Origin of the sequence: Arthrobacter sp. MPF02 (assembly GCF_046605375.1) — a bacterium.
GTDB lineage: Bacteria > Actinomycetota > Actinomycetes > Actinomycetales > Micrococcaceae > Arthrobacter.
The window spans coordinates 1,231,524-1,253,964 of the sequence record NZ_CP176772.1 but is presented as its reverse complement, the minus strand read 5'-3'; the positions used below and the strand labels follow the sequence as shown (position 1 = coordinate 1,253,964).

Annotated in this window: 20 protein-coding genes; 9 read left to right on the top strand and 11 right to left on the bottom strand. The window is 66.1% G+C overall.

Going from position 1 to position 22,441, the window contains the following annotated elements; translation table 11 throughout:
* From ACLH0K_RS05940 to ACLH0K_RS05925, 4 genes are all read right to left on the bottom strand, one after another.
* Window positions 1-1,239: an Ig-like domain-containing protein gene (locus ACLH0K_RS05940; protein ID WP_411375897.1), complete on the bottom strand. Its 1,239-nt coding sequence runs from the start codon at window positions 1,237-1,239 to the stop codon at window positions 1-3.
* A gap of 63 nt (window positions 1,240-1,302) precedes the next feature.
* Window positions 1,303-2,781, bottom strand: a complete 1,479-nt coding sequence (gene ahcY / locus ACLH0K_RS05935) for an adenosylhomocysteinase (protein WP_411375896.1) — start codon at window positions 2,779-2,781, stop codon at window positions 1,303-1,305.
* 66 nt (window positions 2,782-2,847) lie between these two features.
* Complete coding sequence (locus ACLH0K_RS05930; protein WP_411375895.1) at window positions 2,848-3,084, bottom strand: Trm112 family protein; 237 nt, start codon at window positions 3,082-3,084, stop codon at window positions 2,848-2,850.
* Window positions 3,085-3,161: 77 nt separating this feature from the next.
* Complete coding sequence (locus ACLH0K_RS05925; RefSeq protein ID WP_411375894.1) at window positions 3,162-3,551, bottom strand: DUF3499 domain-containing protein; 390 nt, start codon at window positions 3,549-3,551, stop codon at window positions 3,162-3,164.
* Window positions 3,552-3,670: 119 nt separating this feature from the next.
* Between ACLH0K_RS05925 and ACLH0K_RS05920 the strand changes: the two genes are divergently transcribed.
* Window positions 3,671-4,183, top strand: a complete 513-nt coding sequence (locus tag ACLH0K_RS05920; protein ID WP_411375893.1) for a metallopeptidase family protein — start codon at window positions 3,671-3,673, stop codon at window positions 4,181-4,183.
* Here the strand turns inward: ACLH0K_RS05920 and ACLH0K_RS05915 are convergent.
* The 3 genes from ACLH0K_RS05915 to ACLH0K_RS05905 are packed head-to-tail and all read right to left on the bottom strand — an operon-like array spanning window position 4,180 to window position 9,750.
* Complete coding sequence (locus ACLH0K_RS05915) at window positions 4,180-5,838, bottom strand: DUF5719 family protein (RefSeq protein WP_411375892.1); 1,659 nt, start codon at window positions 5,836-5,838, stop codon at window positions 4,180-4,182. The genes ACLH0K_RS05920 and ACLH0K_RS05915 overlap by 4 nt on opposite strands.
* Entirely contained in the window at window positions 5,831-9,190 is a 3,360-nt protein-coding gene (locus ACLH0K_RS05910; RefSeq protein WP_411376417.1) for a glycosyltransferase family 2 protein, read from the bottom strand. The genes ACLH0K_RS05915 and ACLH0K_RS05910 overlap by 8 nt, the downstream gene beginning before the upstream one ends.
* 29 nt (window positions 9,191-9,219) lie before the next feature.
* On the bottom strand, window positions 9,220-9,750 hold the full coding sequence (locus ACLH0K_RS05905; protein ID WP_411375891.1) for a WhiB family transcriptional regulator: 531 nt from the start codon (window positions 9,748-9,750) through the stop codon (window positions 9,220-9,222).
* Window positions 9,751-10,130: 380 nt separating this feature from the next.
* On the opposite strand from ACLH0K_RS05905, the gene ACLH0K_RS05900 reads away from it, so the two are divergent.
* On the top strand, window positions 10,131-10,829 hold the full coding sequence (locus ACLH0K_RS05900; protein WP_411375890.1) for a TIGR03089 family protein: 699 nt from the start codon (window positions 10,131-10,133) through the stop codon (window positions 10,827-10,829).
* Between the two features lie 6 nt (window positions 10,830-10,835).
* On the opposite strand, the gene ACLH0K_RS05895 is transcribed toward ACLH0K_RS05900, so the two are convergent.
* Window positions 10,836-11,393 carry a GtrA family protein gene (locus ACLH0K_RS05895; protein ID WP_411375889.1) on the bottom strand — a complete coding sequence of 186 codons (558 nt, stop codon included), beginning with the start codon at window positions 11,391-11,393 and terminating at the stop codon, window positions 10,836-10,838.
* Window positions 11,394-11,614: 221 nt separating this feature from the next.
* On the opposite strand from ACLH0K_RS05895, the gene ACLH0K_RS05890 reads away from it, so the two are divergent.
* From ACLH0K_RS05890 to manA, 4 genes are read left to right on the top strand one after another with little or no spacing between them, the layout of a single operon-like run.
* Window positions 11,615-12,763, top strand: a complete 1,149-nt coding sequence (locus ACLH0K_RS05890) for a 5-(carboxyamino)imidazole ribonucleotide synthase (protein WP_411376416.1) — start codon at window positions 11,615-11,617, stop codon at window positions 12,761-12,763.
* Complete coding sequence (purE, locus tag ACLH0K_RS05885; protein ID WP_411375888.1) at window positions 12,760-13,344, top strand: 5-(carboxyamino)imidazole ribonucleotide mutase; 585 nt, start codon at window positions 12,760-12,762, stop codon at window positions 13,342-13,344. Before ACLH0K_RS05890 ends, purE begins: the two co-directional genes overlap by 4 nt.
* 10 nt (window positions 13,345-13,354) lie before the next feature.
* Complete coding sequence (locus tag ACLH0K_RS05880; RefSeq protein ID WP_411375887.1) at window positions 13,355-14,998, top strand: LCP family protein; 1,644 nt, start codon at window positions 13,355-13,357, stop codon at window positions 14,996-14,998.
* Between the two features lie 32 nt (window positions 14,999-15,030).
* A complete protein-coding gene (gene manA / locus ACLH0K_RS05875) occupies window positions 15,031-16,278 on the top strand; it encodes a mannose-6-phosphate isomerase, class I (RefSeq protein WP_411375886.1) in 1,248 nt (415 codons plus the stop codon).
* Here manA and ACLH0K_RS05870 read toward each other — a convergent pair.
* Together ACLH0K_RS05870 and glpX are read right to left on the bottom strand one after the other, a co-directional pair.
* A complete protein-coding gene (locus tag ACLH0K_RS05870) occupies window positions 16,275-17,315 on the bottom strand; it encodes a lipid II:glycine glycyltransferase FemX (RefSeq protein ID WP_411375885.1) in 1,041 nt (346 codons plus the stop codon). The two genes, manA and ACLH0K_RS05870, sit on opposite strands and share 4 nt — an antisense overlap.
* A gap of 80 nt (window positions 17,316-17,395) precedes the next feature.
* Window positions 17,396-18,418, bottom strand: coding sequence for a class II fructose-bisphosphatase (glpX, locus tag ACLH0K_RS05865; RefSeq protein ID WP_411376415.1), 1,023 nt, complete (start codon window positions 18,416-18,418; stop codon window positions 17,396-17,398).
* Window positions 18,419-18,652: 234 nt separating this feature from the next.
* On the opposite strand from glpX, the gene ACLH0K_RS05860 reads away from it, so the two are divergent.
* The 3 genes from ACLH0K_RS05860 to ACLH0K_RS05850 all read left to right on the top strand — a co-directional run bounded on the left by ACLH0K_RS05860 (window position 18,653) and on the right by ACLH0K_RS05850 (window position 21,471).
* Window positions 18,653-19,333: a DUF4245 domain-containing protein gene (locus ACLH0K_RS05860; protein ID WP_411375884.1), complete on the top strand. Its 681-nt coding sequence runs from the start codon at window positions 18,653-18,655 to the stop codon at window positions 19,331-19,333.
* Window positions 19,334-19,342: 9 nt separating this feature from the next.
* Window positions 19,343-19,957, top strand: a complete 615-nt coding sequence (locus ACLH0K_RS05855) for a carbonic anhydrase (RefSeq protein WP_138136500.1) — start codon at window positions 19,343-19,345, stop codon at window positions 19,955-19,957.
* Between the two features lie 86 nt (window positions 19,958-20,043).
* Window positions 20,044-21,471, top strand: a complete 1,428-nt coding sequence (locus ACLH0K_RS05850) for a class II fumarate hydratase (protein ID WP_411375883.1) — start codon at window positions 20,044-20,046, stop codon at window positions 21,469-21,471.
* 426 nt (window positions 21,472-21,897) lie between these two features.
* Here ACLH0K_RS05850 and ACLH0K_RS05845 read toward each other — a convergent pair whose 3' ends face one another.
* The gene (locus tag ACLH0K_RS05845; protein ID WP_411375882.1) at window positions 21,898-22,440 is read right to left on the bottom strand and encodes a prepilin peptidase; all 543 of its coding nucleotides are present in this window, start codon (window positions 22,438-22,440) and stop codon (window positions 21,898-21,900) included.
* Window position 22,441: the final 1 nt, after the last annotated feature.

The following is a 22,441-nucleotide window of genomic DNA, read 5'->3' as shown; positions in this document are numbered from 1 at the left end:
TCAGTTGTCGTACTCGCTCCAGGGAATGTTCCAGTCCCCGAAACCGTCGTCATGCGCGGCGTAGTCCCCCTCGGTATTGATGATCTGGACTACGTCGCCGGTGCCCATGTTGTCGAAGACCCAGGCAGCGCCGTCGGGAGCGAAGCCTATGCAGCCGTGTGAAACGTTCGTGTTTCCGATGAAGGGGTAGGCGGACTCCAGGGCCTGGTGGATGTAGGCACCGCTAAGGGTGAGCCTGATGGTGTATTCCACGTCCACGTCGCCGTAGTAGGCGGGGTCGTCCGGCTTCAGGCCGATGCTTGAGGCCCGGAAGTGGTCGTAGCGCTTCTTTTCCATCAGGACCCCGTAGCCGCGGGCGGACGGGAAGCGCTTGTCCCCCATGCTGACCGGAAGTGTCTTGACCGGCTGGTCGTTGATGCTCAGCGTGAAGGTGTGCGCTGCGGCGTCCGCGACGGCCACCTTTTTGTCACCGATGGACACGCTCATTTTCTTGTTGAAGTTCGCGATCTGCCCGTTGCCCAGGTCCACGCCGAAGAGCTGCATATCCATGGAGATTGTTGAGTTTGCGGCCCAGAAGTTCTCCGCCCGGTACCGGACCATGCGGTCGCTGTGCCAGTGGAAGGCGCCCACCTGGCCGGCGCTGCTGGTGATCCTAATGGCCTTCTCCACGGCGTCGCGGTTGAGCACCGGTTCACTGAAGATGATCTGGAGCGGCTGCCCGACGCCCACTTTCATGCCGTCCAGCGGGTAAATGGCAGCATCGGCCTCATGGGAGCTGGACACGGTGCTGAAGGATGACGTTGTGCTGGATTCCCTGCCGGCACCGTCCTTCACCACGTAGGTGTAGCTGTAGTCTGTGTTGAATTTCAGCGGTGCGGAAGCCGTCCAGCCGGTGCCCGCAGCGTCGATGCTTCCTTCGACCGTTTCGCCGGCGGTACTGGTGAGCGTGACGCGTTCGATGGTCCCGTTGCTCACCCTAAGGGAGACAGGGGCTGCGGGATTGACCTGCTTGGCGCCGTCCGCCGGCTGGGCGTCCGACTTAACGGGAGCAATGACGGGGGCGGCGAGGCCCGGAGATGTCCGGACCGCCGAGCCTGCTTCGGATTCCAGCGCACTTCCGGCGAGTCCGGGCGCAACGGCGGCGAACACACCCCCGGCTGCTGCCAGGACGCACACCAGGGCAACGATAAGAATCTTTTTGAGGCTCCGCGGGCGGCGGATCTGGACTTCGGGCTCCATATTCCGATCCTAGGGGCAGGAAGTAACAACCCGGGTGCGTCCCGCACCCGGGTACTTTACTTCTTAGTAACGATAGTGCTCGGGCTTGTAGGGGCCGGCAACATCAATGTCCAGGTACTCCGCCTGGTCCTTGGTCAGCTCCGTCAGCTCCACGCCGAGCGCATCCAGGTGCAGGCGGGCAACCTTCTCATCCAGGACCTTGGGCAGCACGTACACCTGGTTCTCGTACTCGCGCTGTCCTTCGGGCTGGTCCTGCTTGGTCCACAGCTCGATCTGGGCAATGGTCTGGTTGGCGAAGGAGTTGCTCATCACGAAAGAGGGGTGGCCGGTGGCGTTGCCCAGGTTCAGCAGGCGCCCCTCAGACAGGACGATGATGGAGCGTTCGCTGCCGGTACCGGCGTCAAACACCCATTCGTGGACCTGCGGCTTGATCTCGACCTTCCGGACGCCGGGAACCTTGGCCAGGCCGGCCATGTCGATCTCGTTGTCGAAATGCCCGATGTTGCCGACGATGGCCTTGTTCTTCATGCCCGCCATGTGCTCGGCCATGATGACGTCCTTGTTGCCCGTGGTGGTGATGAAGATGTCGCCCTGGGCGAGGACGGATTCGAGCCGGGCCACCTGGTAGCCGTCCATTGCGGCCTGCAGAGCGCAGATGGGATCGATCTCGGTGACGATCACCCGCGAGCCCTGGCCGCGCAGCGCCTCCGCGGCGCCCTTGCCGACGTCACCATAGCCGCAGACGACGGCGACCTTGCCGCCCATGAGCACGTCCGTTGCACGGTTGATCCCGTCCGGCAGGGAGTGCCGGATGCCGTATTTGTTGTCGAATTTGCTCTTGGTGACGGAGTCGTTGACGTTGATGGCCGGGAACAGCAGCTTGCCCTGTTCGGCCAGCTGGTAGAGGCGGTGTACGCCGGTGGTGGTTTCCTCGGTAACACCCTTGATGGTGGACGCGGTCCGGGTCCACTTCTGCGGGTCGGCAGCGAGGGAACGGCGGATGACCTCAAGGAAGATCCCGTATTCCTCGGAGTCCGTGGGATCGGCGGAGGGCACGTTGCCGGCGGCTTCGAATTCGACGCCCTTGTGCACCAGCATTGTTGCATCGCCGCCGTCGTCCAGGATCATGTTGGGACCCAGTTCAGGGTTGGTGTCCGCGCCTGGCCACGTCAGGATCTGCTCGGCGGTCCACCAGTATTCTTCGAGGGTTTCGCCCTTCCAGGCGAAGACCGGGACACCCTGCGGATCTTCGGGGGTGCCATTGCCCACCACGACGGCGGCCGCGGCCTCGTCCTGGGTGGAGAAAATATTGCAGGAGGCCCAGCGCACTTCAGCGCCGAGAGCGGTCAGTGTTTCGATCAGGACGGCCGTCTGCACCGTCATGTGCAGCGACCCGGCAATCCGCGCGCCCTTCAGCGGCTGGCTGGGGCCGAATTCCTCGCGCAAAGACATCAGGCCGGGCATCTCATGCTCGGCCAGGCGGATCTGGTGGCGCCCTGCTTCCGCCAGGGAGATGTCGGCAACCTTGTAATCAAAAGTCATCGGTGGTCCTTTGTTGTGTCCGGAACTGCTGGGGGCCGCGGTGGGCGGAGTTGCTGTGGATGCGTGTCAGGCAGCCGGGCCGGCGTCCGCGGCTGAATCGTGCTGGCCGGAGCCGGCCGAAGTAGCTGCCGCCAGCAGTTCCGGAGGCAGGAGAAGGGGAATGCCGTCCTCGATTGCGTAGCGCGGCCTGCTGCCTGAAGCCCCGGCGGCGGTCGCCACAAGCTCCTCGCCGTCCTGCACCAGGGGTGAAGCCGTCACAGGGCAGCGCAGGACGGACAGCAGTTCAGGACTGATCTTTGGCATGTGGTTTTGCTCCCTGGCGGGCGCGCTCGCGCCGGTAGCGGACTGATGTGCAGCTACCAGCCTACCGCCCCGGAGGCCTAGGACGGCTCCCGAAGGACGCGCAGGTGGCCCCGCCGGACACCCTCCGTGCCGGCCGGGGCTTCAAGCGCCGAATGCGGACCCCGCTGGGCAGCGGGCTGTTGTGCCTGCGCGGGAAGGGCAGCCGCGTCCCGAACCGCGTTTGCGAGGGCCAGCAGGTCATCCGGGCCCGGCTGCTGCGGCGTGGACGGCATGGCCAGCCGCAGGACTTCCCAGCCGCGGGGAACGGTGAGCGAATCAGCGTGCTGCTCACAGAGATCGTAGCAATGGGGCTCGGCGTAGGTGGCCAGTGGACCCAGGACCGCCGTGGAGTCCGCATAGACGTACGTCAGGGTGGCCACCGCCGACTGGCGGCAGGCAGATCTTGAACACTGACGGATAGCTCCCACGACATCACAGACTACCCCGGCGGACAGCCGTATCCGCGCATTGGCGCCCCGGACAGGACGCGTCTTCGCTGCAGGACGAATCTATCGCGTAAATCAGGTCCCGGGTCTACAGTCGATGTATGCAGTCATCGAACCAGAAATCAGGTTTTACGGTCCGGTTGGCTGACCCGGACGCCCGGACCGACCCACACGGGGAGTCCAGCGGCAGGAGCTTTATGCAGCGCCGCCGGAACCGGCACGGCCGCGGGCTTCGGGGTGAGGTGGTGCTGCCGACTCATCCCGGATACCGGACGCGCGCGGACCGCTTCGATGACATGGTCCTGGATTCCGCCCAGCGCCTCCACGATATTTGGGGCAAAACCCTCGACGGCGTCAGGTTCGGCGTCGACGAAATCCCCCCGGACCTTGAACAGCTGGCAGCTGCGTCTGCTCCTGCGCCCCTGGGTGCCTATATTCCGGCCACGGACGCGGAGGGGCCGATGATCACGGTGTACCGGCGGGTGGTGGAGCAGGCATGCCCCGGTATCGAGGAGCTGCAGGATTTGGTGCACGACGTTGTGGTGGAGCACACCGCCGAGATGCTCGGCGTCGCCCCGGAGACACTGGATCCCGTGTACCGGCGCCGCTATTAGTAGCTGATGGACACCGGAACGGTTTCCTGGCCGGCCGCAGCGGGCTGGAACGCCAGGGCTGACACGTCGTTCCGCCCGTCCTGCTGCACCAGTACAGCACCGTAGGCCGCATCACCTGCCGCCGAGACAACGTACCCCACCACATCAGCTTCATCCGCTTTGTCCGGCACTGCGATGGAAGCCGTCGTGCCGCCGGCTATGTCCGCCGTTGATGGCGCCCGCACCTTGCCGTCCGCGGTGATGGCGGAATAGGTGATGGTGGCGCGGGTGTCCAGGGCGCCTAAGACCAGCTGACGCAGGCCGCCCTGCGGCACAGGCACGGCATGCTGGCTGCCGAGGCGGAAACCGGACGCTGCCCATGCGACGTCGGATGGCTGGCCTTCCTCGAGTCCGCGGGTGATGCGGGTGGACGCAACGAATGAAACGTCCGAGGCCGCGGAAACGGTGTAATGTCCGGCAGGGACCCCTGCAAGGGAAACTTCAGTGACGGAGCCGGCCTTGGCGGTCACCACACCACCTGAGGGCAGGGGCTTTTCGCCGTCGCGTCCGTACAGCTTCACTTCAACGACGGCGTCCGAAGGACCTGGGACGGTGATCTGCAACGCAGGTCCGGCGTCCTGGTAGCCATTCGTGCCCGTGAGGGCCGAGACGCCCGCAGGATCCTGGATGTCTACTCCGGTCATGACCTGGCGCACCGCGGGCGCTGCCCCGGGCGCGATGAAGTCGACGCCGCCTGGCGTGAGTCCGCGCAGGACGCTTTGCTGGATGGTGGCCGCAACGGGGCCGCCAGCGCTTCGAACGTGGACACTCAGCCGGGCCTCGCCAGGGGCCAGGCCGCCGAGTACCACCGAGCGCGTGGTCCCCGGGGCCACCAGCAGGCCCCGGCTGCCGGGCGCCTGGATCTGGCCACCGATGCCGAACAGCTCAAGGCTGACTGTGGCCGGAGTAGTGGAAGCGTTGGTGAGGGCCAGCACAGAGGTCCGGCCCACCGTGGTACTTGCCCCTGTCAGCCACTGGTCATTGGAAGGCTGCAGGCAGTTTGCGGCAGCCATCCCCTGGAGGTCGCCATCCGTGGCCGTGTACTTCATTGCGCCGCCGGTGGTGGCCTGTTGGTTTGCCACAGCATCGGCGGTCAGGACGGTGGCCTGGTTCACCGGACGGTTGAACACGACTCCTGCCAGCAGCTCCTGCCGGGCTCCCTCAGCAGGAGGCGGGCCGGGGTCCTTCGCTATCTCGACCGCGGTGGTCCCGTCCAGCTGCGACAGCCGGCTCGCAGGCAATACTCCCGAAGCACCGAGGACGGCAGCCGTCACTGAACTGGCTGCCGTGTCCGATTCGGGGCTGAACTGGGGGTCTGTTCCGGCTTCGGTGCCTTGCAGCAGCCGGGCGGGCCCGGGGCATACTCCAAGGCTTTCGCCTGCGGGCACGGCTACTGCGGCCGCCGGCAGCGTCCGGCTTGATTCCGGCGCAGGAAACAGGGCACCGGCCGCCACAACCGCTCCTGCTCCTGCCAGCAGTACCGCGGCACCGCCCACTTGGGCCAGCGTTCGGGCGCGGCCCTTGCCGGCGGGCAGTGCACTGCTCCCTCCCGTGGTTGTGCCGGACGGGGTACCGGTGCCGCCTGGCGATTGGCTGGGCAGGGTGCGCTCATGCATTCTGTTGTTCCTTACGAAGGGAGCCCTCGTCGCGCGAAAGTCCGGTCCGCGGCCGGCGTGCGGGCATTGGGATGGCCAGCATGGCCGTCAGCCCGAAGATTGTGGCCTGGCCGATGCCGGCCCAGACGGCCCACGGGTTTTCGTAGCGTACTGTCAGCTGGCCTCCCGAGGCCGGCAGTGTGAACGCCTGGGCCCAACCGGAGGTTGTGGAGGTCAGCTTCCGGCCATCCAGCCAGGCAGACCAGCCGGCATCGGCCCGTTCGGCGAGAACCACCAGGCGGCCCTCCGGTCCTTCGGGAACGGCGGCATTGACATCGGTGTAGCCGGACGGCAGGAGCGAAAGTGTGGCGCCTTCCGGGTCCACGATGCGTACCCGGTGGGCAACATCGGCGGCCTGCAGCACCGGCTGGTTGAGGGACGTGATCCGCCAAAGCCAGCCGACGTCGGTCTGCCCCACCGCAACCAGGCCGGGCACCGCGTCCATCCTGTTGGCCGTGAGCTGGGCTGCTGTATCGGCCGAACGAAGAACCACGAATCCAACACCCAACTGTTCGAGGTCGCTGCGCGGATCCACGCCTTGCCCCGCCACCAACGTTGCCACCACCCGACGGACCGAGGCGGTTACGTCGTCGTCTTCCCGAACAAATTCTGCGCCGGGGCCGCCCATGATATTCCTGGCAGCCGCCACTGCGGACAAACTGTCCAGGGTGGTGCCCGCCCCCCGTACCAGTGAGGCGTCGTACGTCCCGTCCTCCTGGGTGCTGATTAGGAGCGTGCGCGTTTGCTCCGGTCCGGTTCCCCGGTCGATGGCCGTTGCCGGAAGGGTACGGGGGCCGGTGGCCTCCACCAGCCGCGGGGTACCCAGTCCGGGATCCCCGGACGTGGACGCCTCCGGAGCCGCGGGGGCGGCAGCAGGGCTGGCGGTCGAAGCAGTTTCCGGACGCAGTACATTCCGCGCAGACCAGGCAGTCATCGCAGCCAACGGGCCGATGAGCAGGAGCACCATCCCGATTGCCACGGCGGATCGTGCAGCAGTGCGCTCTTTTGCGGTGCCGGACACGGCCCTGTCCGCCACGCTGAGGAGGTGCTCTGCACCGAGGAGTCCGGCTGCGAGGATGGCGAAGGCGGTGGCGGAAACGACAGGTCCGGTGAAGGGGGTGACCAGCGTGTCACCGTTCATCCCCACCGCTACGTGGGACGCGAGCCAGCCGGCGGCAAAGGCAATGAAGCCGCCCGCCCACAGGAACCTTGCCACGTGGGCACGGCGTCCCTGGCTGAAAAGTCCTGCCACGGCAAGGACAAGGATGGGCACGCCAACAAGGAGCGCCAGGAGGATGGACCAGGGGAAACTTGCGTCCTGGAAGTACGGAATCCCGTCCAGGCCCTTGTCCGGAGCGAATGCCACGGGCTGGCCCAGGACTTGCTGCCACAGCGGCGCAGCTTCGAAGCCCAGCGGAAGGCCCGGGTCCGCGAGCAGGGCCCTCGGCTTGTCCAGCACCGAGAGTCCGAACGGAATGAAAAGGGCGGCAGAGGGCAGCAGGGCCCACCATACGGTGCGTCCGCGGCGGCCCAGGAGGACGCCGCACAGGACGATCACTGCGGTGGCGGGAAGAAGGAGCGACGGTGCCGACGCGGCAACGGCGGCCAGTGCCAGGCCCGCCGCGGCGGCAGCCGTCCAGGACGGGGTGCCGTTGATGCCCGGCCTGACCGGAGGGCGTTCAGCGCGGCGGTCGCCAGGGGCCGGGAGGGCGAAACGGCCATGGCCAACGGCCGAACCCGTGGCACGCAGCAGCGCCAGGACGAGCAGCGGGATCAAAACATGGGCAACCAGGGCGCCAACGCGGCCCTGGTTCAGGGCAACCTGCAGCGCCGGGGCGGCAGCCCAGATGAATGCCGCCGCAAGCCGCAGCCTGCGGCGCACGGTGACCCCTCCCGCGGCAAACCAGGCGGTGAGTGCCGACAACGGTGTGCCCAGGAGGAACAGCCAGGCCATCGCCGCATTGGCGTCACCGCCGCCGGCGGCGCCGAGGAGCCAGAGGACGTAGTCGAAGGGGTCGCCCGCTCCCGGAAGTCCGGCACCAAGGTTGATCCACCAGCTGGATGCATGGTGCCAAATCTCTCCGGGACTGGAGGAAACCGGCAACAGTGCTCCGCCGGCCACCGCATCCGCACGGAAGAGTCCTGCCAGCCCCAGGAGGGAGGCAATGGAAGCAACGATGACCGCAGCCAGGGCGCCGTTGCCTACCCATCCGCGCCGGGTGGTAGCCAGGGCAGCGAAGTCGTCCGGGGCGTCACCGCTTGGCTGATGCGCCAGCGGGTCCTGTTCAAGGTCATCGGCGGGGCTTGTCTCCGATCCGATGGCTTCCATGAGTGAACGCCGGTGGCTCCAGACCTCCCTCCGGGGCGTCTGAAGCTTCCGAATCACGGACCGCCTGATGCGACGGGTCTTTCGTGCGGCGTGGCGGGCACGCACGACTGCTCCCGGCCTGCCGAGGGCTGCCAGGGTGGCCAGGAACTGGGAGATTCCGTGGCCGGGATCCTTGAGCGCAATGCTGAGCACCAGCCTGAAGAGGCTGCCCAGCAGGGCGCCGACTGCGTGCACGGGCACCATCCACAACGGTGCGTGCTTCAACCGGAGATGGATTTGCGCTTTCCGGGCTGCCGCAGGGGTGCCCAAGGCGTGGGGGCGATGCGCGACATGAAACATCCGGGCGGCCGGGACCACCACCACCCGGTGGCCCGCAAGGCGGTTGCGCCAGCAGAAGTCGACGTCGTCGCCGCTGCCGGGGAGGGCCGGGTCAAAGCCGCCCAGCTGCTCCCACACGTCACGGCGGACCAGCATGCCTGCCGAATTGACAGCGAAGGTGTCGCTGCGGCCGTCGTACTGCCCCTGGTCGAGTTCATCGGCGTCGATGAGGGTGAGCCGTTCCGCCCACCGGCTGGTGGAAAGACCTACGTCAATCAGGTTGCGCCCGGCATGCCAGTCCAGTTGCTTGCAGCCGGCGACAGTCACCGAGGGAGCACGCTCCACGGCACCGAGCAGTTCGGCGAGTGCTTCAGGAGCCGGTGCGGCGTCGTCGTGAAGCAGCCAGATCCACTCCTGCTTGCTTCCGGCTGCCGCACCACGCCACGGGGCCAGGCCTGCAAGCGCCGTGGACACCGCGGCCCCCATGCCGCCCTTGCCCCGGTCATGGCGGACGACGTTCGCAGCTCCGAGGGCATCCTCAAGGAGGGCGCGGGAACCATCGCGGGACCCTGTGTCAACGCCGATGGCGCGGTCCACGGACCGGGTCTGGTCCGCCAAAGCAGACAACGTCCTGGGGAGATACGCACTGCCGTTGTGGGCAACCACAACGGCAGTGACGTGCACATCCTGGTGAATTAGACTGCCCGCTTCCTCAACCGCCGGCGCTCACGCTCAGACAGGCCGCCCCAGATGCCGAACCGTTCGTCATTCGCGAGGGCATATTCCAGGCACTGCGACCGCACATTGCAGGCACCGCAAACCTTCTTGGCATCCCGGGTGGAGCCGCCTTTTTCCGGAAAGAACGCCTCGGGATCGGTCTGGGCGCACAGGGCGTCAGTCTGCCACCCGAGCTCACCCTCGTCATCGAAATCCTGCTGCAACGGCAGGCCGATCCATACCGGCTGGACGGACCCCGGAGCCGGCAGCTCCATGGGAGGGTCCAGCTCGTCGTCAGGATCCCCGCCATCCAGGAGGGCCTCATGGGCGGCAAGGAATGCCGTTGCCTGGTCCTCGAGGAAGCCGCCGGCATCCCGCTTGTACCGTTCCGCAGCTTCAGGGTCGGCGGGATCCACGAACCAATCACCCGGCACCCCCCGCGCACCATATTTTGCCGTCGCCTGACCGGCTACGACGTCATCTTCCTGGATACGCTCTGCATGCCCCACGGCGACCCTCCTGATGTTGCAGCCCCTGCCCGGATATGCGGCACTCGGTTGTGTGCCGGTCTTTACGCAGTCGCTTCAGTACCTAATTACACGTGTGTAACTAGGGGCGAGTCAAGCCGTTGCCGGAATAATAATCAGTGCCAGCCGCCAACTTCCGGCACGCCACGCCCGCAATTTTTCCGGCATCAAAGCCGGCAATCCCCACCGCTGCAGGCGCAGGCGGGAGGAGGCTCAGGGAAATGGCGGTTTTCCGCGAAAATACCTTGAACCCCGGTCACTGGCAAGCACGCTTACCTTCGGGTGTGATAAATATCACCCTTCACAAACGCCCGGGGTAATCCGCCGGTGTCCTGCCGGGGCGGCAGTGGCAGGATGGTGCCATGACAACTCCGGTTCTTGATCTCATGGCTTCCCTCCGCTCAGGGAACTCCACCGCTCCACGGCTGACCTGGTACGGGCCTGACGCGGAGCGCGTGGAGCTCTCGGGACGGGTCCTGGACAACTGGGTGGCCAAGACCAGCAACCTGCTCCAGGACGAACTGGACGCGGTTCCCGGAATGCGCCTGCGGCTGGACCTGCCGACTCATTGGAAAGCCGTGGTGTGGGCCCTTTCCGCCTGGCAGCTCGGCCTGGAGACGATTCTCGACGGCGGCAGTGCGGACTTCCTTGTCACCGCGGACCCTGCGTCAGCCGGCGAACAGAACGACGCCGTCATCGCCGTTGCGCTTCCGGCGCTGGCCATGCGCTGGCCCGGCGACCTCCCCGGCGGCTGCCTCGACTATGCGGCGGAGGTGCGCCTGCACGGGGACGTCTTTATGCCGCACACTGAGCCCGCCCCCTCTGCACGCGCCTTTTCCGGCGCGGACGGGAAGGAGTACCTGCAGAAGGACCTCCTGAGCACATTCGCCATCGCCCACGAGGAAGGCGTGCGGCTGCACATCCCGGCCGCGGACGGGCTGGAATCCGCCCTGGCAAACGCCCTGGGAGCCTGGCACCAGGGCGGATCAGTGGTTCTCACCCACGCCGACGTGGAACTTACCGACAAGCTGCTGGCCGCGGAACGCATCCACGGCAACTAGCATCCGCTAGGACTGTGAAGGGCCATCCGGCGAGGGCTCACGCTCGGGTGTGGACACCGGTTCCTTCTGGTGGTGATGGATCTCGAGCAGCTCGTGGTCGTGCGAAAACTCCGGCTCCTGGTCCAGTTCCTTGTTGAACACCAGGAACCGGTAGGCAAAGAACCGGACCACCGTGGCCACCAGGATGCCGAACACGCCGGCGAAGAACAGCATGTTCTTGTCCGTAATACCCAACCCGTACTTGGCCAGTGCGGTGAAGCCCGTAGAGATCCCGATTCCGATGCCGTTGATGAGGATGAACATCAGGAACTCGCGCAGGACGTTGTCCTGGCGGCGGTGCCGGAAGGTCCAGAGCCGGTTGGCGATCCAGGAAAAAATGGTGGCCACCGACGCGCCGACGAAGCGGGCCTTGGCCTCGCTGTCCGACATGGGGCCGTGCATCAGGTAGTACGTCAGGCCGTTATCGATGACGAACGCCACACCGCCGACAGCTCCGAATTTGGCCACTTCCCGCCAAAAAAGTGAGGCCAGTCCCCGGATACGATCTGCAAGTGCGCTCAACATGACCCTCCATGGCCGTCTCTACTATGGGCCCACGTGGCCAAAGGCCTATTTTAGCCTCCAAACCTCCAGGGCAGCCTCCCTAATCCCGTCAGGGGCCTTCCACGTGACCTCGAAATCGGGACTCCATGCGGTGGAAGCCGGGATAGCCGCTGGTCTTGGGTAGGCTGGCAGATGTGACTTTTCCAGTAATAGGTGTGGTTGGCGGCGGCCAGCTTGCGCGAATGATGGCCCCGGCAGCAACTGCGCTTGGCTTTGAACTCCGTGTCCTGGCCGAAAGCGGCGATGTATCCGCGGTTTCTGCAGTCTCCTCCTCGCCCGTTGGCGACTACAAGGACCTCGAAACCCTGCTTGAGTTCTCCGAGGGCCTGGACGTTATGACGTTCGACCACGAACATGTGCCCACGGACCACCTCCGTGCCCTCCAGCAGGCAGGCGTCAATGTCCAGCCCGGGCCCGATGCCCTGGTGCACGCCCAGGACAAGCTGGTGATGCGGGCCGCAATCGACCGGCTCGAGCTTCCCAACCCGGCCTGGGCTTCTGTGGACGGGGTGGCGGACCTGGTGCGTTTCGGCGACGAAACCGGCTGGCCTGTAGTCCTGAAGACGCCGCGTGGCGGCTATGACGGCAAGGGCGTCCGGATCGTCAATTCAGCCGAGGAAGCGGCCGGAACCGGGGACTGGTTTGCCGCGATGAGCCCCCTCCTGGCGGAAGCAAAGGTTAATTTCAGCCGCGAACTGTCAGCGCTCGTGGCCAGGACCCCGGACGGCGAAGCCCGGGCCTGGCCGGTGGTCCACACCATCCAGGTGGACGGCGTCTGCGACGAAGTGATCGCTCCGGCACAGGACATTCCCGTGGAGGTTGCCGCTGCTGCTGAGGATGCAGCACTCCGGATCGCCGCCGAACTCGGCGTGACCGGTGTCCTTGCGGTGGAGCTCTTCGAGACCCCGGGAGTCGGGGCCGGCTTCCTGGTCAATGAACTGGCAATGCGCCCCCACAACACCGGCCACTGGACGCAGGACGGCGCAGTGACCAGCCAGTTTGAGCAGCACCTGCGCGCAGTCCTGAACCTGCCGCTCGGCGCAACCGACGCCCTGGCCCCGGTGACGGTCATGAAGAACTTCCTGGGCGGGAACAACCAGGACCTGTATTCGGCCTTCCCGCTGGCGCTGGCCAGCGAACCCGCGGCCAAGGTGCACTGCTACGGCAAGTCCGTGCGGCCCGGCCGGAAAATCGGCCACGTGAACCTGGTGGGCACGTCCACCGCTGACGTGGAGTCGGTCCGCCGCCGCGCCACCATGGTTGCGGCCATCATCCGGGACGGGCGGCCGGCAGCGGAGGAAGCGCCGCAGACCTTCGAGGAGAACGCATGAGCGCCCCAGCAACCCCTGCCGCCGGCTCCACATCGGGTCCCCTCGTGGGGCTCGTCATGGGCTCTGATTCCGATTGGCCGGTCATGGAGGCCGCCGCCGACGCACTGGCGGAATTCGGGATCCCGTTCGAGGCTGACGTGGTGTCCGCACACCGCATGCCCACCGAGATGATCAAGTACGGTCAGACAGCCCACGAGCGCGGACTGCGGGTGATCATCGCCGGCGCCGGAGGTGCCGCGCACCTGCCGGGCATGCTTGCCAGCGTCACCCCCCTGCCGGTGATCGGCGTACCTGTCCCGCTCAAGACCCTGGACGGCATGGACTCGCTGCTGTCGATCGTCCAGATGCCCGCCGGTGTCCCCGTGGCCACGGTGTCCATCGCAGGTGCCCGCAATGCAGGGCTGCTGGCCGTCCGCATGCTTGCAGCCGGAACCGATGAATTCGCCGCTTCCCTGCGCACCGATCTTTTGGACTTCGCCGCCGACCTCAACGCAGTGGCGAGCCGCAAGGGGGAAAGCCTCCGGCAAAAGGTCGGCGAAGTCTTCGCGGAAGGCAACAGCTCCTTGCGGGGCAGCCGTTAGGACCGCGGGCATGTCCAGCAGCAAAGTTCCGCAATCCTCCTCCGACACAGCACTGACGGACCCGGTCAGGTACCCGGTCAGCGCCTCACACCCGGTGAGGAAAAAGCGGGCCTTCCTCCTCATCCTGCTGACCTTGCTGGTGCCGGGAAGCGCGCAGCTGGTGGCGGGGAACCGCAGGCTCGGCCGGGCGGCCCTGCGGGTCACGCTGTGTGCCTGGGCCGTCCTGCTGGTGGCCGTCCTCCTGCTGGTCATCAACCGGACGCTGCTCCTGAGCATCGTCACCAACCCTTTCGCGTCCCTGGCGATTGTGGTTGTTCTGGTGGCCCTGGCCGCAGGCTGGGCGATCCTCTTCATCAACACCCTGCGACTCATCCGCCCGGTACTGCTGACGCCGCCCGCGCGTCCCGCCGTCGTGCTCACCCTGGTCCTGGCGCTGGTGCTGGGCAGCGGCTCACTCGGCTATGCCGCCTACCTGCTCAACGTCAGCCGCAATGCCATCGGCAGCATCTTCTCGTCCGGGCCCGCCATCGATCCTGTGGACGGGCGCTACAACTTCCTGATGATGGGCGGCGACGCCGGTGAAGACCGGACCGGACGCCGACCGGACAGCCTGTCCGTGCTGAGCGTGGACGCCGAAACCGGCCAGACGGCCATCATCTCCGTGCCGCGCAACCTGCAAAACGCCCAGTTCAGCGAGGACTCCCCCATGCGGTCCGTCTACCCGGACGGCTACAACTGCGGCGACGAATGCCTGATCAACGCGATCAACACTAAAGTCACGAATGAGTATGCGGACCTCTACCCCGGAGTTGCCGACCCGGGCGCGCAGGCAACCATGGAGGCGGTTTCCGGAACACTCGGCATGGACATCCAGGCCTACGTCCTGGTGGACATGCAGGGTTTCTCTTCGCTTATTGACGCCATGGGCGGGATCAGGATCAAGGCCGGCGGCTGGGTGCCCATGAGCGGCTACTTTGACGACTACAGCCAGACCCACGGCATGCCCATCGGCTGGATTCCTGCAGGTGAGCAGACCCTCGACGGCAACCAGGCGCTGTGGTACGGCCGGTCCCGCGAGTACGTGGACGATTACTCCCGGATCCAGCGCCAGCAGTGCGTGCAGCAGGCCATGCTGAAGCAACTGGACCCTGCCACGTTGCTGGCCAAGTTCGAGGACATCGCCAACGCGGGGACCAAGGTGGTGGTATCCAATATTTCCTCCACGCAGCTGGGCAGCTTCGTAGACCTGGCTATGAAGGCAAAGGGCAAGGAGGTCAAACGCCTGACCATCGGGCCGCCGGACTTCGATGCGTCCTTCTCCACGGTCCCAAACTTTGACCAGATCCACGTGCGGGTGGATGAGTTGCTTGCCTCCGCTTCCGGGCGTGCCGAGTCAGCAGGGCTCCCCGACGACGTCCTGGCCGCGGCGGGTGCCGGCGCCGGGCACCGACAGGCCGCAGCGCTGTCCCCGGCCGTCTTGCCCGTCGGCCGCAGCACGGTCCGGCAGACCACGCCGTCGGACTTCACCCCTGTGACCCACACGCCCGACGGCGAGCCGATCACGGCAGAGCTGCTGACCCAGCTGAAGCTCGAAGGAAACGAAGAGGCGATCCGCCAGCTCGTTGCCACCAACGGCCAGTGTGCAGCGCTGTAACCCGCAACCTGACGAAAGAAACGGAGCCGGCTTTGTACGAGATTGAAAACGTCCTTCGGGACTATGCCTGGGGTTCGACGACGGCTATCGCGTCCCTGCTCGGACGGCCTGAATCCGGTGGTCCGGAAGCGGAGTTGTGGATTGGAGCGCACCCCGATTCGCCGTCCGTGGCGCATGTGCCCGAAGACGGCAGTGACACGCCGTTGAACGCCCTGATCGCCCGGGATCCCGAACATTTCCTGGGTGCAGAATCGGTAGCGCGGTTCGGCCCGCGCCTGCCCTTCCTCGCGAAAATTCTGGCCGCCGCCCAGCCGCTTTCCCTTCAGGTCCACCCCAGCCTGGAGCAGGCCCGGGCAGGGTTCACCCGCGAGGACGCGAACGGGGTCCCGCGGGACGCGCCCCACCGAAACTACCGCGATGACAACCACAAGCCGGAAATGATCTTTGCGCTGACGCCCTTCGAGGCGCTGTGCGGCTTCCGGCCCGCAGCGGACACGCGGAACATCCTGCTGCACATCGCTGCGGCCTTCGACGCGGTGGAAGGTCCCGTCCCCGGCATCCTTCCGGCACTGCTGGAGGACCTGGCGGCCAGCGACGAGGGCGCCGGACTTCGGAAGGCCTTCGAACGCCTCATCACTGGAGGCCAGGACGTCGCAGATTCCACCGCCCGGGTGGTGGCGGCGCTCCTGGCTGCCGGGCCGCCGGCACCGTATGAGGCGGAACTCCGGACCGTGGTCAGCCTGAACGAGAAATACCCTGGTGATCCCGGCGTGCTGATCTCGCTGCTCCTCAACCGGATCTCACTGCAGCCGGGAGAAGCCGTCTACCTTCCCGCAGGGAACGTCCACGCCTACCTTCACGGGCTGGGCGTCGAGGTAATGGCGTCCTCTGACAACGTCCTGCGCGGCGGCCTGACACCCAAGTTCGTCGATGTTCCGGAGCTCCTGCGCACCATCGACTTCCAGCCCGTTGCCGTACCAATGCTGCCTGCTGAGCTCAGCGTCATGGACCAGGAACTGTACCGGCCGCCGTTCGAGGAGTTCCAGCTCCAGCGCATCGAACTCGGCCCGGAGGACGGGCCGGTTCCGTTGGCGCAATCCGGCGCTGCAGTGGTGGTCGTGGTGGCGGGCGAGGTGTATTTGGACTCGCCGAAGGGCGACCTGCAGCTTGCCCGCGGCGGCAGCGCATTCCTCGCTGCCGCCGAGGCGCCGGTAAACGTCCATCCGGTGGCGGGCCGGACGGAGCGCGCCCTGGCGTTTGCGGTGACTACCGGCCTTTAGCGGCCGAGCAGGGCCCGGGCGCGCCCAGCCACGGCTTTTGCCGTCCGGCGCGCCGCCTGCAGTCCCTTCCGTGCCAGCGGCATCGCCTGCGTGTACACCGGGTAGAGGGGTGACAGCGGTTTCTCCCAGGTTCCCATCAGCATGTCCTCATGCTTGGCGAACTGCTTCTTGAAATCCGAAATTCCATCGTTGAGCAGCCCGTTGAAGTCGTAGCGGACACAACCGTCCCCGCGCATCGCCTGCAGAGCCGCCCACTTGACGCCGTAGTTCACGCGCTGCTTCTGGCCTTCCGCGGAAACCCCGCCGTACAGTTCAAAGGCCGTGGAGCCGCTGCGGGCCAGCCAGGTGAACGCCAGCAGCTGCTCGCCGTCGAAAGCACCGATGATGGGTGAGCTGTCCCCCAGGTTCCGGAAGATGTCGCGGTAGTACTGGTCCTCGTGTATCCCGAACCCGGCCCGTTCCGCCGTCTCGTGGTAGATGCCGAGCACCTGTTCAAGCTCGGACTCGGTCTTGACCTTCCGGAACTCGATGTCGCTTCGCATCGCCTTGCGGATATTGGCGCGCGTGGACTTGGACATTTCCGCCATCAGCTCCTCATCCGTCCTGGTGAGGTCAAGGATGAGCGTCCGCGGAATGAGCACGGTGTTGCTGGTCTCCCGGAAGCCTGCCCCGGCAACCGCTGCCGCATAGGGGGAGTCCAGGTCCCAGTCCGGTTCGATGCTGAGGACGACGCCGCGGTGGCGGGATGCCGCATGGTCCGCGAGGCTGTTCAGGACAGCCCCGGTGTGCTCCGCGGAGCACACCGGTCCCCTGGGAATGTAAACCAGTGCACGGAACGGGAACGGCAGGCGCCGGACCAGCAACTGGGCGCACCCGATGGTGGTGCCGCCGTCGTCCAGCAACACCCGGTCCACTGACCAGCCGTGCTGCGCCTTGGTCTCGCCCCAGCCCCAGAGCTGTTGCGGATGCCCCTGTAACCGGTCGACTTCTTCATCCCACAGGGCACGGTCAGTACAGGGCACAACAGCTGGAATCATGGCTTAAACCCTATACCAACGCCTTAACGCCGAAAGTCCCGGAGTGCGGCGCTCCGGGACTTTCCTGCTGTGGCCGCCGGTCAGCTCTTGCGGGCATAGCCTTCCCACTTGTCGGCACGGTGCTCGCCGTCCACGAAGCGGATCGTGCCGGACTTGGACCGCATCACGATGGACTGGGTGAGGACCCTGTCCTTGGAGTAGCGGACGCCCTTCAGCAGGTCGCCATCGGTGATGCCGGTGGCAGCGAAGTAGCAGTTGTCGCTGGAAACGAGGTCGTTGGTGGAGAGCACCCGCTCGAGGTCGTGGCCGGCGTCGATTGCCTTCTGCTTTTCCTCGTCGCTGGTGGGCCAGAGGCGGCCCTGGATAACGCCGCCGAGGGACTTGATGGCGCAGGCCGCCACGATGCCCTCCGGGGTGCCTCCGATGCCCATAAGGGCATCGACCCCCGTGCCGGAGCGGGCTGCGGCAATGGCGCCGGCTACATCGCCGTCCATGATGAACTTGGTGCGCGCACCGGCCTCGCGGATCTCCTCCACCAGCGGGCGGTGGCGGTCCCGGTCCAGGATCATGACATTGAGCTGGTTGACCTTGACGCCCTTGGCCTTGGCGATGAGGTGCAGGTTCTGCTTCACCGGCAGGCGCAGGTCCACCATGTCGGCGGCCTCGGGGCCGGTGACGAGCTTCTCCATGTAGAACACCGCGGAGGGGTCGAACATGGAGCCGCGTTCCGCCACAGCCAGAACCGCCAAAGCGTTGTTGATGCCCAGTGCGGTCAGCCGCGTACCGTCGATGGGATCGACGGCGACGTCCACCTCGGGACCGGTGCCGTCACCGACGCGTTCACCGTTGAACAGCATCGGGGCTTCATCCTTCTCGCCCTCACCGATGACCACGACGCCATTGAAGTGGACAGTCTGCAGGAACGAGCGCATGGCGTCCACGGCTGCACCGTCGGCCGTGTTCTTGTCGCCGAAGCCCACCCAGTGGCCTCCGGCGATGGCTGCCGCCTCAGTCACGCGGACAAGCTCGAGGGCAAGGTTGCGGTCCGGTTCGTCGTTGCCCACCGCCAGCGACGGTGAGATGGTGGAGTACTTCTGGGTCATGGGCGCTGCTGACACGTGAACCTCTTCTTCGAGTGGCGATCATTGAATCCGCCTGCCGGAACGGCCGGACGGTGATTCCTCTGCTTCCGATCATAGTCGCGGCGCCGTCCGCGGGACCGCGGATGACGCCAGGGCGCAATATGCACAACGACGAGGGCCGCCTCCATGGCCCGGCGGCGGAAGGCCGAATGGAAGTTCCCCGCCGGCATGGGCGACTATAGAGGGGTGAATGACATGCAGGAAAAGACCACCCCCAGCTCCGAACCAGCCGGATCCGGCGGTGCGCAGGCCACGGGCGGGCAGGGTGGCGCAACCCCCGTAAAGCCTGTCATTCCGGCCGCTGCGGCCAAGCGCGCCAACGCATCGGTGATCGGGATGATCATCGCGCTGGTGGTCAGCATCGCCTCCTTCCTGCCCATTGTCCTGATGAACCCGCTGCCCAAGAGCGACGGATACCGTCCGGACATAGACGTTGCAGGCACCGCGCGGAACGCAGCCGGTGTGGCGGGATTCACACCCGCCGCACCGGACACAGGCGGCGCCTTCCGTCCCAACTACGCGCGATGGGAAGCAGGAACCGCCAGCGGCGTGCCCACGTGGGAGGTGGGCTTCCTCACGCCCAAGAATTCTTTTATCGCCCTGGTGCAAACCAATAAGGCCAATCCCACGTGGCTGCTGCAGCAGACAGACAACGCGCCAATCACCGGTTCACGGGACGCCGGGGGCCAGGAGTGGGAGATCCGGGACACCGGCAAGGGCGAGAAATCGTTGGTCCTCGACAGTCGGGGGACCACCGTCATCCTGTCCGGTGCCGCCCAGCTGGACGAATTTGCCGAACTGGCTGCCGCCGTCGTTGCCGCCATGGAAAGCAACCCCGCCGTCACAGTTTCCCCATCGGCCACGGCGGCACCGTAACGTAGTCGCGTGGCTACTTACCTGACTCCTGCACTTGCTTGGCGCCGGCTGCGCGAAGGAAACGAACGCTTCGTCAGCGGCGAAACGTCGCATCCCAACCAGGACGCGTCGCGCCGTTCCTCGCTGGTGGAAAACCAGCATCCCTTCGCCGTGATCTTCGGCTGTTCAGACTCCCGGCTTGCGGCCGAGATCATCTTCGACGTCGGTCTCGGCGACGTCTTCGTGGTGCGTACCGCCGGCCAGGTCATTGATGATGCCGTCCTGGGTTCCCTGGAGTACAGCGTCGGCGTTCTGGGCGTGCCCCTGATCGTGATCCTCGGGCATGACAGCTGCGGGGCGGTGGCCGCCACCAAGGCCGCCGTCGAGACGGGGCAGATGCCGGCCGGGTTCATCCGTGACCTTGTTGAGCGCATCACGCCGTCCGTCCTCACGTCGCTGCGGAATGACGAGACCGAGGTCAACGACATGGTGGTGGAGCACGTCAAACAGACCTCCCAGCGCCTTGTTGACAGCTCGCGTGTGATTTCGGACGCAATCGAGGGAGGCCGCACAGCCGTCATCGGCCTGTCCTACAGCCTCGCCGAAGGCCGCGCCAACCTTGTTTCGGGAATCGGCGAGCTTTAGCACCCGTTTCTGCGGGGCCCGGCAAGGGCCCCGCAGAACCCCTTAACGGTTTTCGATGGGGCGCCCGGGCGCCATAAGCTAGCCCCATGACTTCCACTGAAGAGTTCCGCATTGAACATGACACGATGGGCGAAGTCCGCGTCCCCGTGAACGCACTGTACCGCGCGCAGACGCAGCGGGCAGTGGAGAACTTCCCCATCTCCGGCAAGACCCTGGAACGTACCCACATCGAGGCGCTCGCCCGGGTCAAGAAGGCCGCAGCCCAGGCCAACGCTGAACTGGGCGTGCTCGACGGCGAGCTGGCCAAGGCGATTGCAGACGCAGCCGACGAGGTGGCCTCCGGCAAGTACGACGGCGACTTCCCGATCGACGTTTTCCAGACCGGCTCCGGCACCTCCTCGAACATGAACACGAACGAGGTTCTCGCCGAACTGGCCACCCGTGCCCTGAAGGCGGCTGGCAGCGACAAGGTGGTCCACCCCAACGACCACGTCAACGCGTCGCAGTCCTCCAACGACGTCTTCCCCACTTCGGTGCACGTCGCCGCCACCTCCGCGCTGATCAACGACCTCATCCCGGCCCTCGGCTACCTGGCAGAGTCGCTGGAGCGGAAGGCCGCTGAGTTCAAGGACGTCGTCAAGTCCGGCCGCACCCACCTCATGGACGCCACCCCGGTGACCCTGGGCCAGGAGTTCGGCGGTTACGCGGCACAGGTCCGCTACGGCATCGAGCGCGTCAACGCTGCACTCCCCCGCGTCGCCGAAGTCCCGCTGGGCGGCACCGCCGTGGGCACCGGCATCAACACCCCCGCCGGCTTCCCGGAGCGCGTCATCGAACTGCTGGCCACCGACACCGGCCTGCCCCTTACCGAGGCCCGCGACCACTTCGAGGCCCAGGCCAACCGCGATGGACTTATTGAGGCCTCCAGCCAGCTGCGCAATATCGCCATCTCCTTCATGAAGATCAACAACGACCTGCGCTGGATGGGCTCCGGCCCCAACACCGGCCTCGGCGAAATCGCCATCCCGGACCTGCAGCCTGGCTCCTCGATCATGCCCGGCAAGGTCAACCCGGTCATCTGCGAAGCCTCCATCATGGTGGCCGCGCAGGTCATCGGCAATGACACGGCCATCGCCTGGTCCGGCACCAACGGAGCCTTCGAGCTCAACGTGGGCATTCCGGTCATGGCCGCCAACCTGCTCGAGTCCATCCGCCTGCTGGCGAACACCAGCCGCGTCATGGCGGACAAGATGATCGACGGCATCACCGCCAACGTGGAGCGCGCCCGCTTCCTGGCCGAGGCCTCACCGTCCATCGTGACCCCGCTGAACAAGTACATCGGCTACGAGAACGCAGCCAAGATCGCCAAGACCGCCGTGCAGGAGGGCCTGACCATCCGCCAGGCAACCGAAAAGCTCGGCTTCGTCGGCGAGGGCGAAGGCAAGGTCTCCGAGGCAGACCTGGACAAGGCACTGGACGTCACCACCATGACGTCGCCCGCCCACAAGGCGTAGCAGCCCTTCCAAAAAGTACGACGACGGCCGGTACCTTTCGCACGAAAGGTACCGGCCGTCGTCGTACTTTAACCCCCAAGAGTTTTTGGGCAGGTACAAGGACTTCGAGGCGCTCCAAGTCCTCGTATCTGCCCAAAAACTCCAAAGGGCCGCGGACTGAAGTTGCACTAGGCGCTGCCACCCGGAGTGTCATTACCGCAGCCGCCCGCACCCTCACCTCGGAACGGGGACGCTCAAGCAAATCCCGCTGTCCGATACCGCCGGAATATTGGCACGGGGCGAGGCTGTTGGCGGAGAGGAAGCAGAGCTGCTCGCGGCCGCACAGGCCCGTCCTTAAGGGCAGGGACGCCGCAATCTTGGGGGTTGCGGCGTCCCTGCTGTATTCCCTCGTTACAGGGCTCGAAACGTGCCGCTCCTGCGGCAGCGTCAAGCTGGCAGCAGCATGGCGGCCGCAGTTCCGGCGAGCATGAAAGGGCCGAAGGGAATAGACGATTTCAGTGTCCCCCTCCGGGCTGCCAGGAGGGCGACAGACCACAGGCCGCCCAGCAGGAACGCCAGGAACGTTCCGGCGAAGAGGTGGCTCCAGCCAAGATACCCGAGGTACATGCCAAGCACGCCCGCCAGCTTTACGTCGCCAAACCCCATTCCCGGCGGGTAGGCAAAGCGGAGCACGAAGTAGAAAAGCCACAGGACGGCGGCACCGGCCACCACCCGCAGGGCAGGAACGCCCAGCAGCCCCGCCCTCAAAGCTTCCTCATCAGGCGCGGCTGAACCGGCGAGCGCCGCGGCCAGCAGCAGCACCCCGGCCACGGCATAGGACGGGAAAACGATCCGGTTGGGCAGCAGGTGGTGCCGGACATCGATGACCGTCAGCCGAACCGCCATAACAGCGAAGTACAGGCAGGCTGCGAGCACCAGCCAGAAGGCCACGGGGATGTGCTGCCACAGGTCGCCGAGTCGTCCGATCACT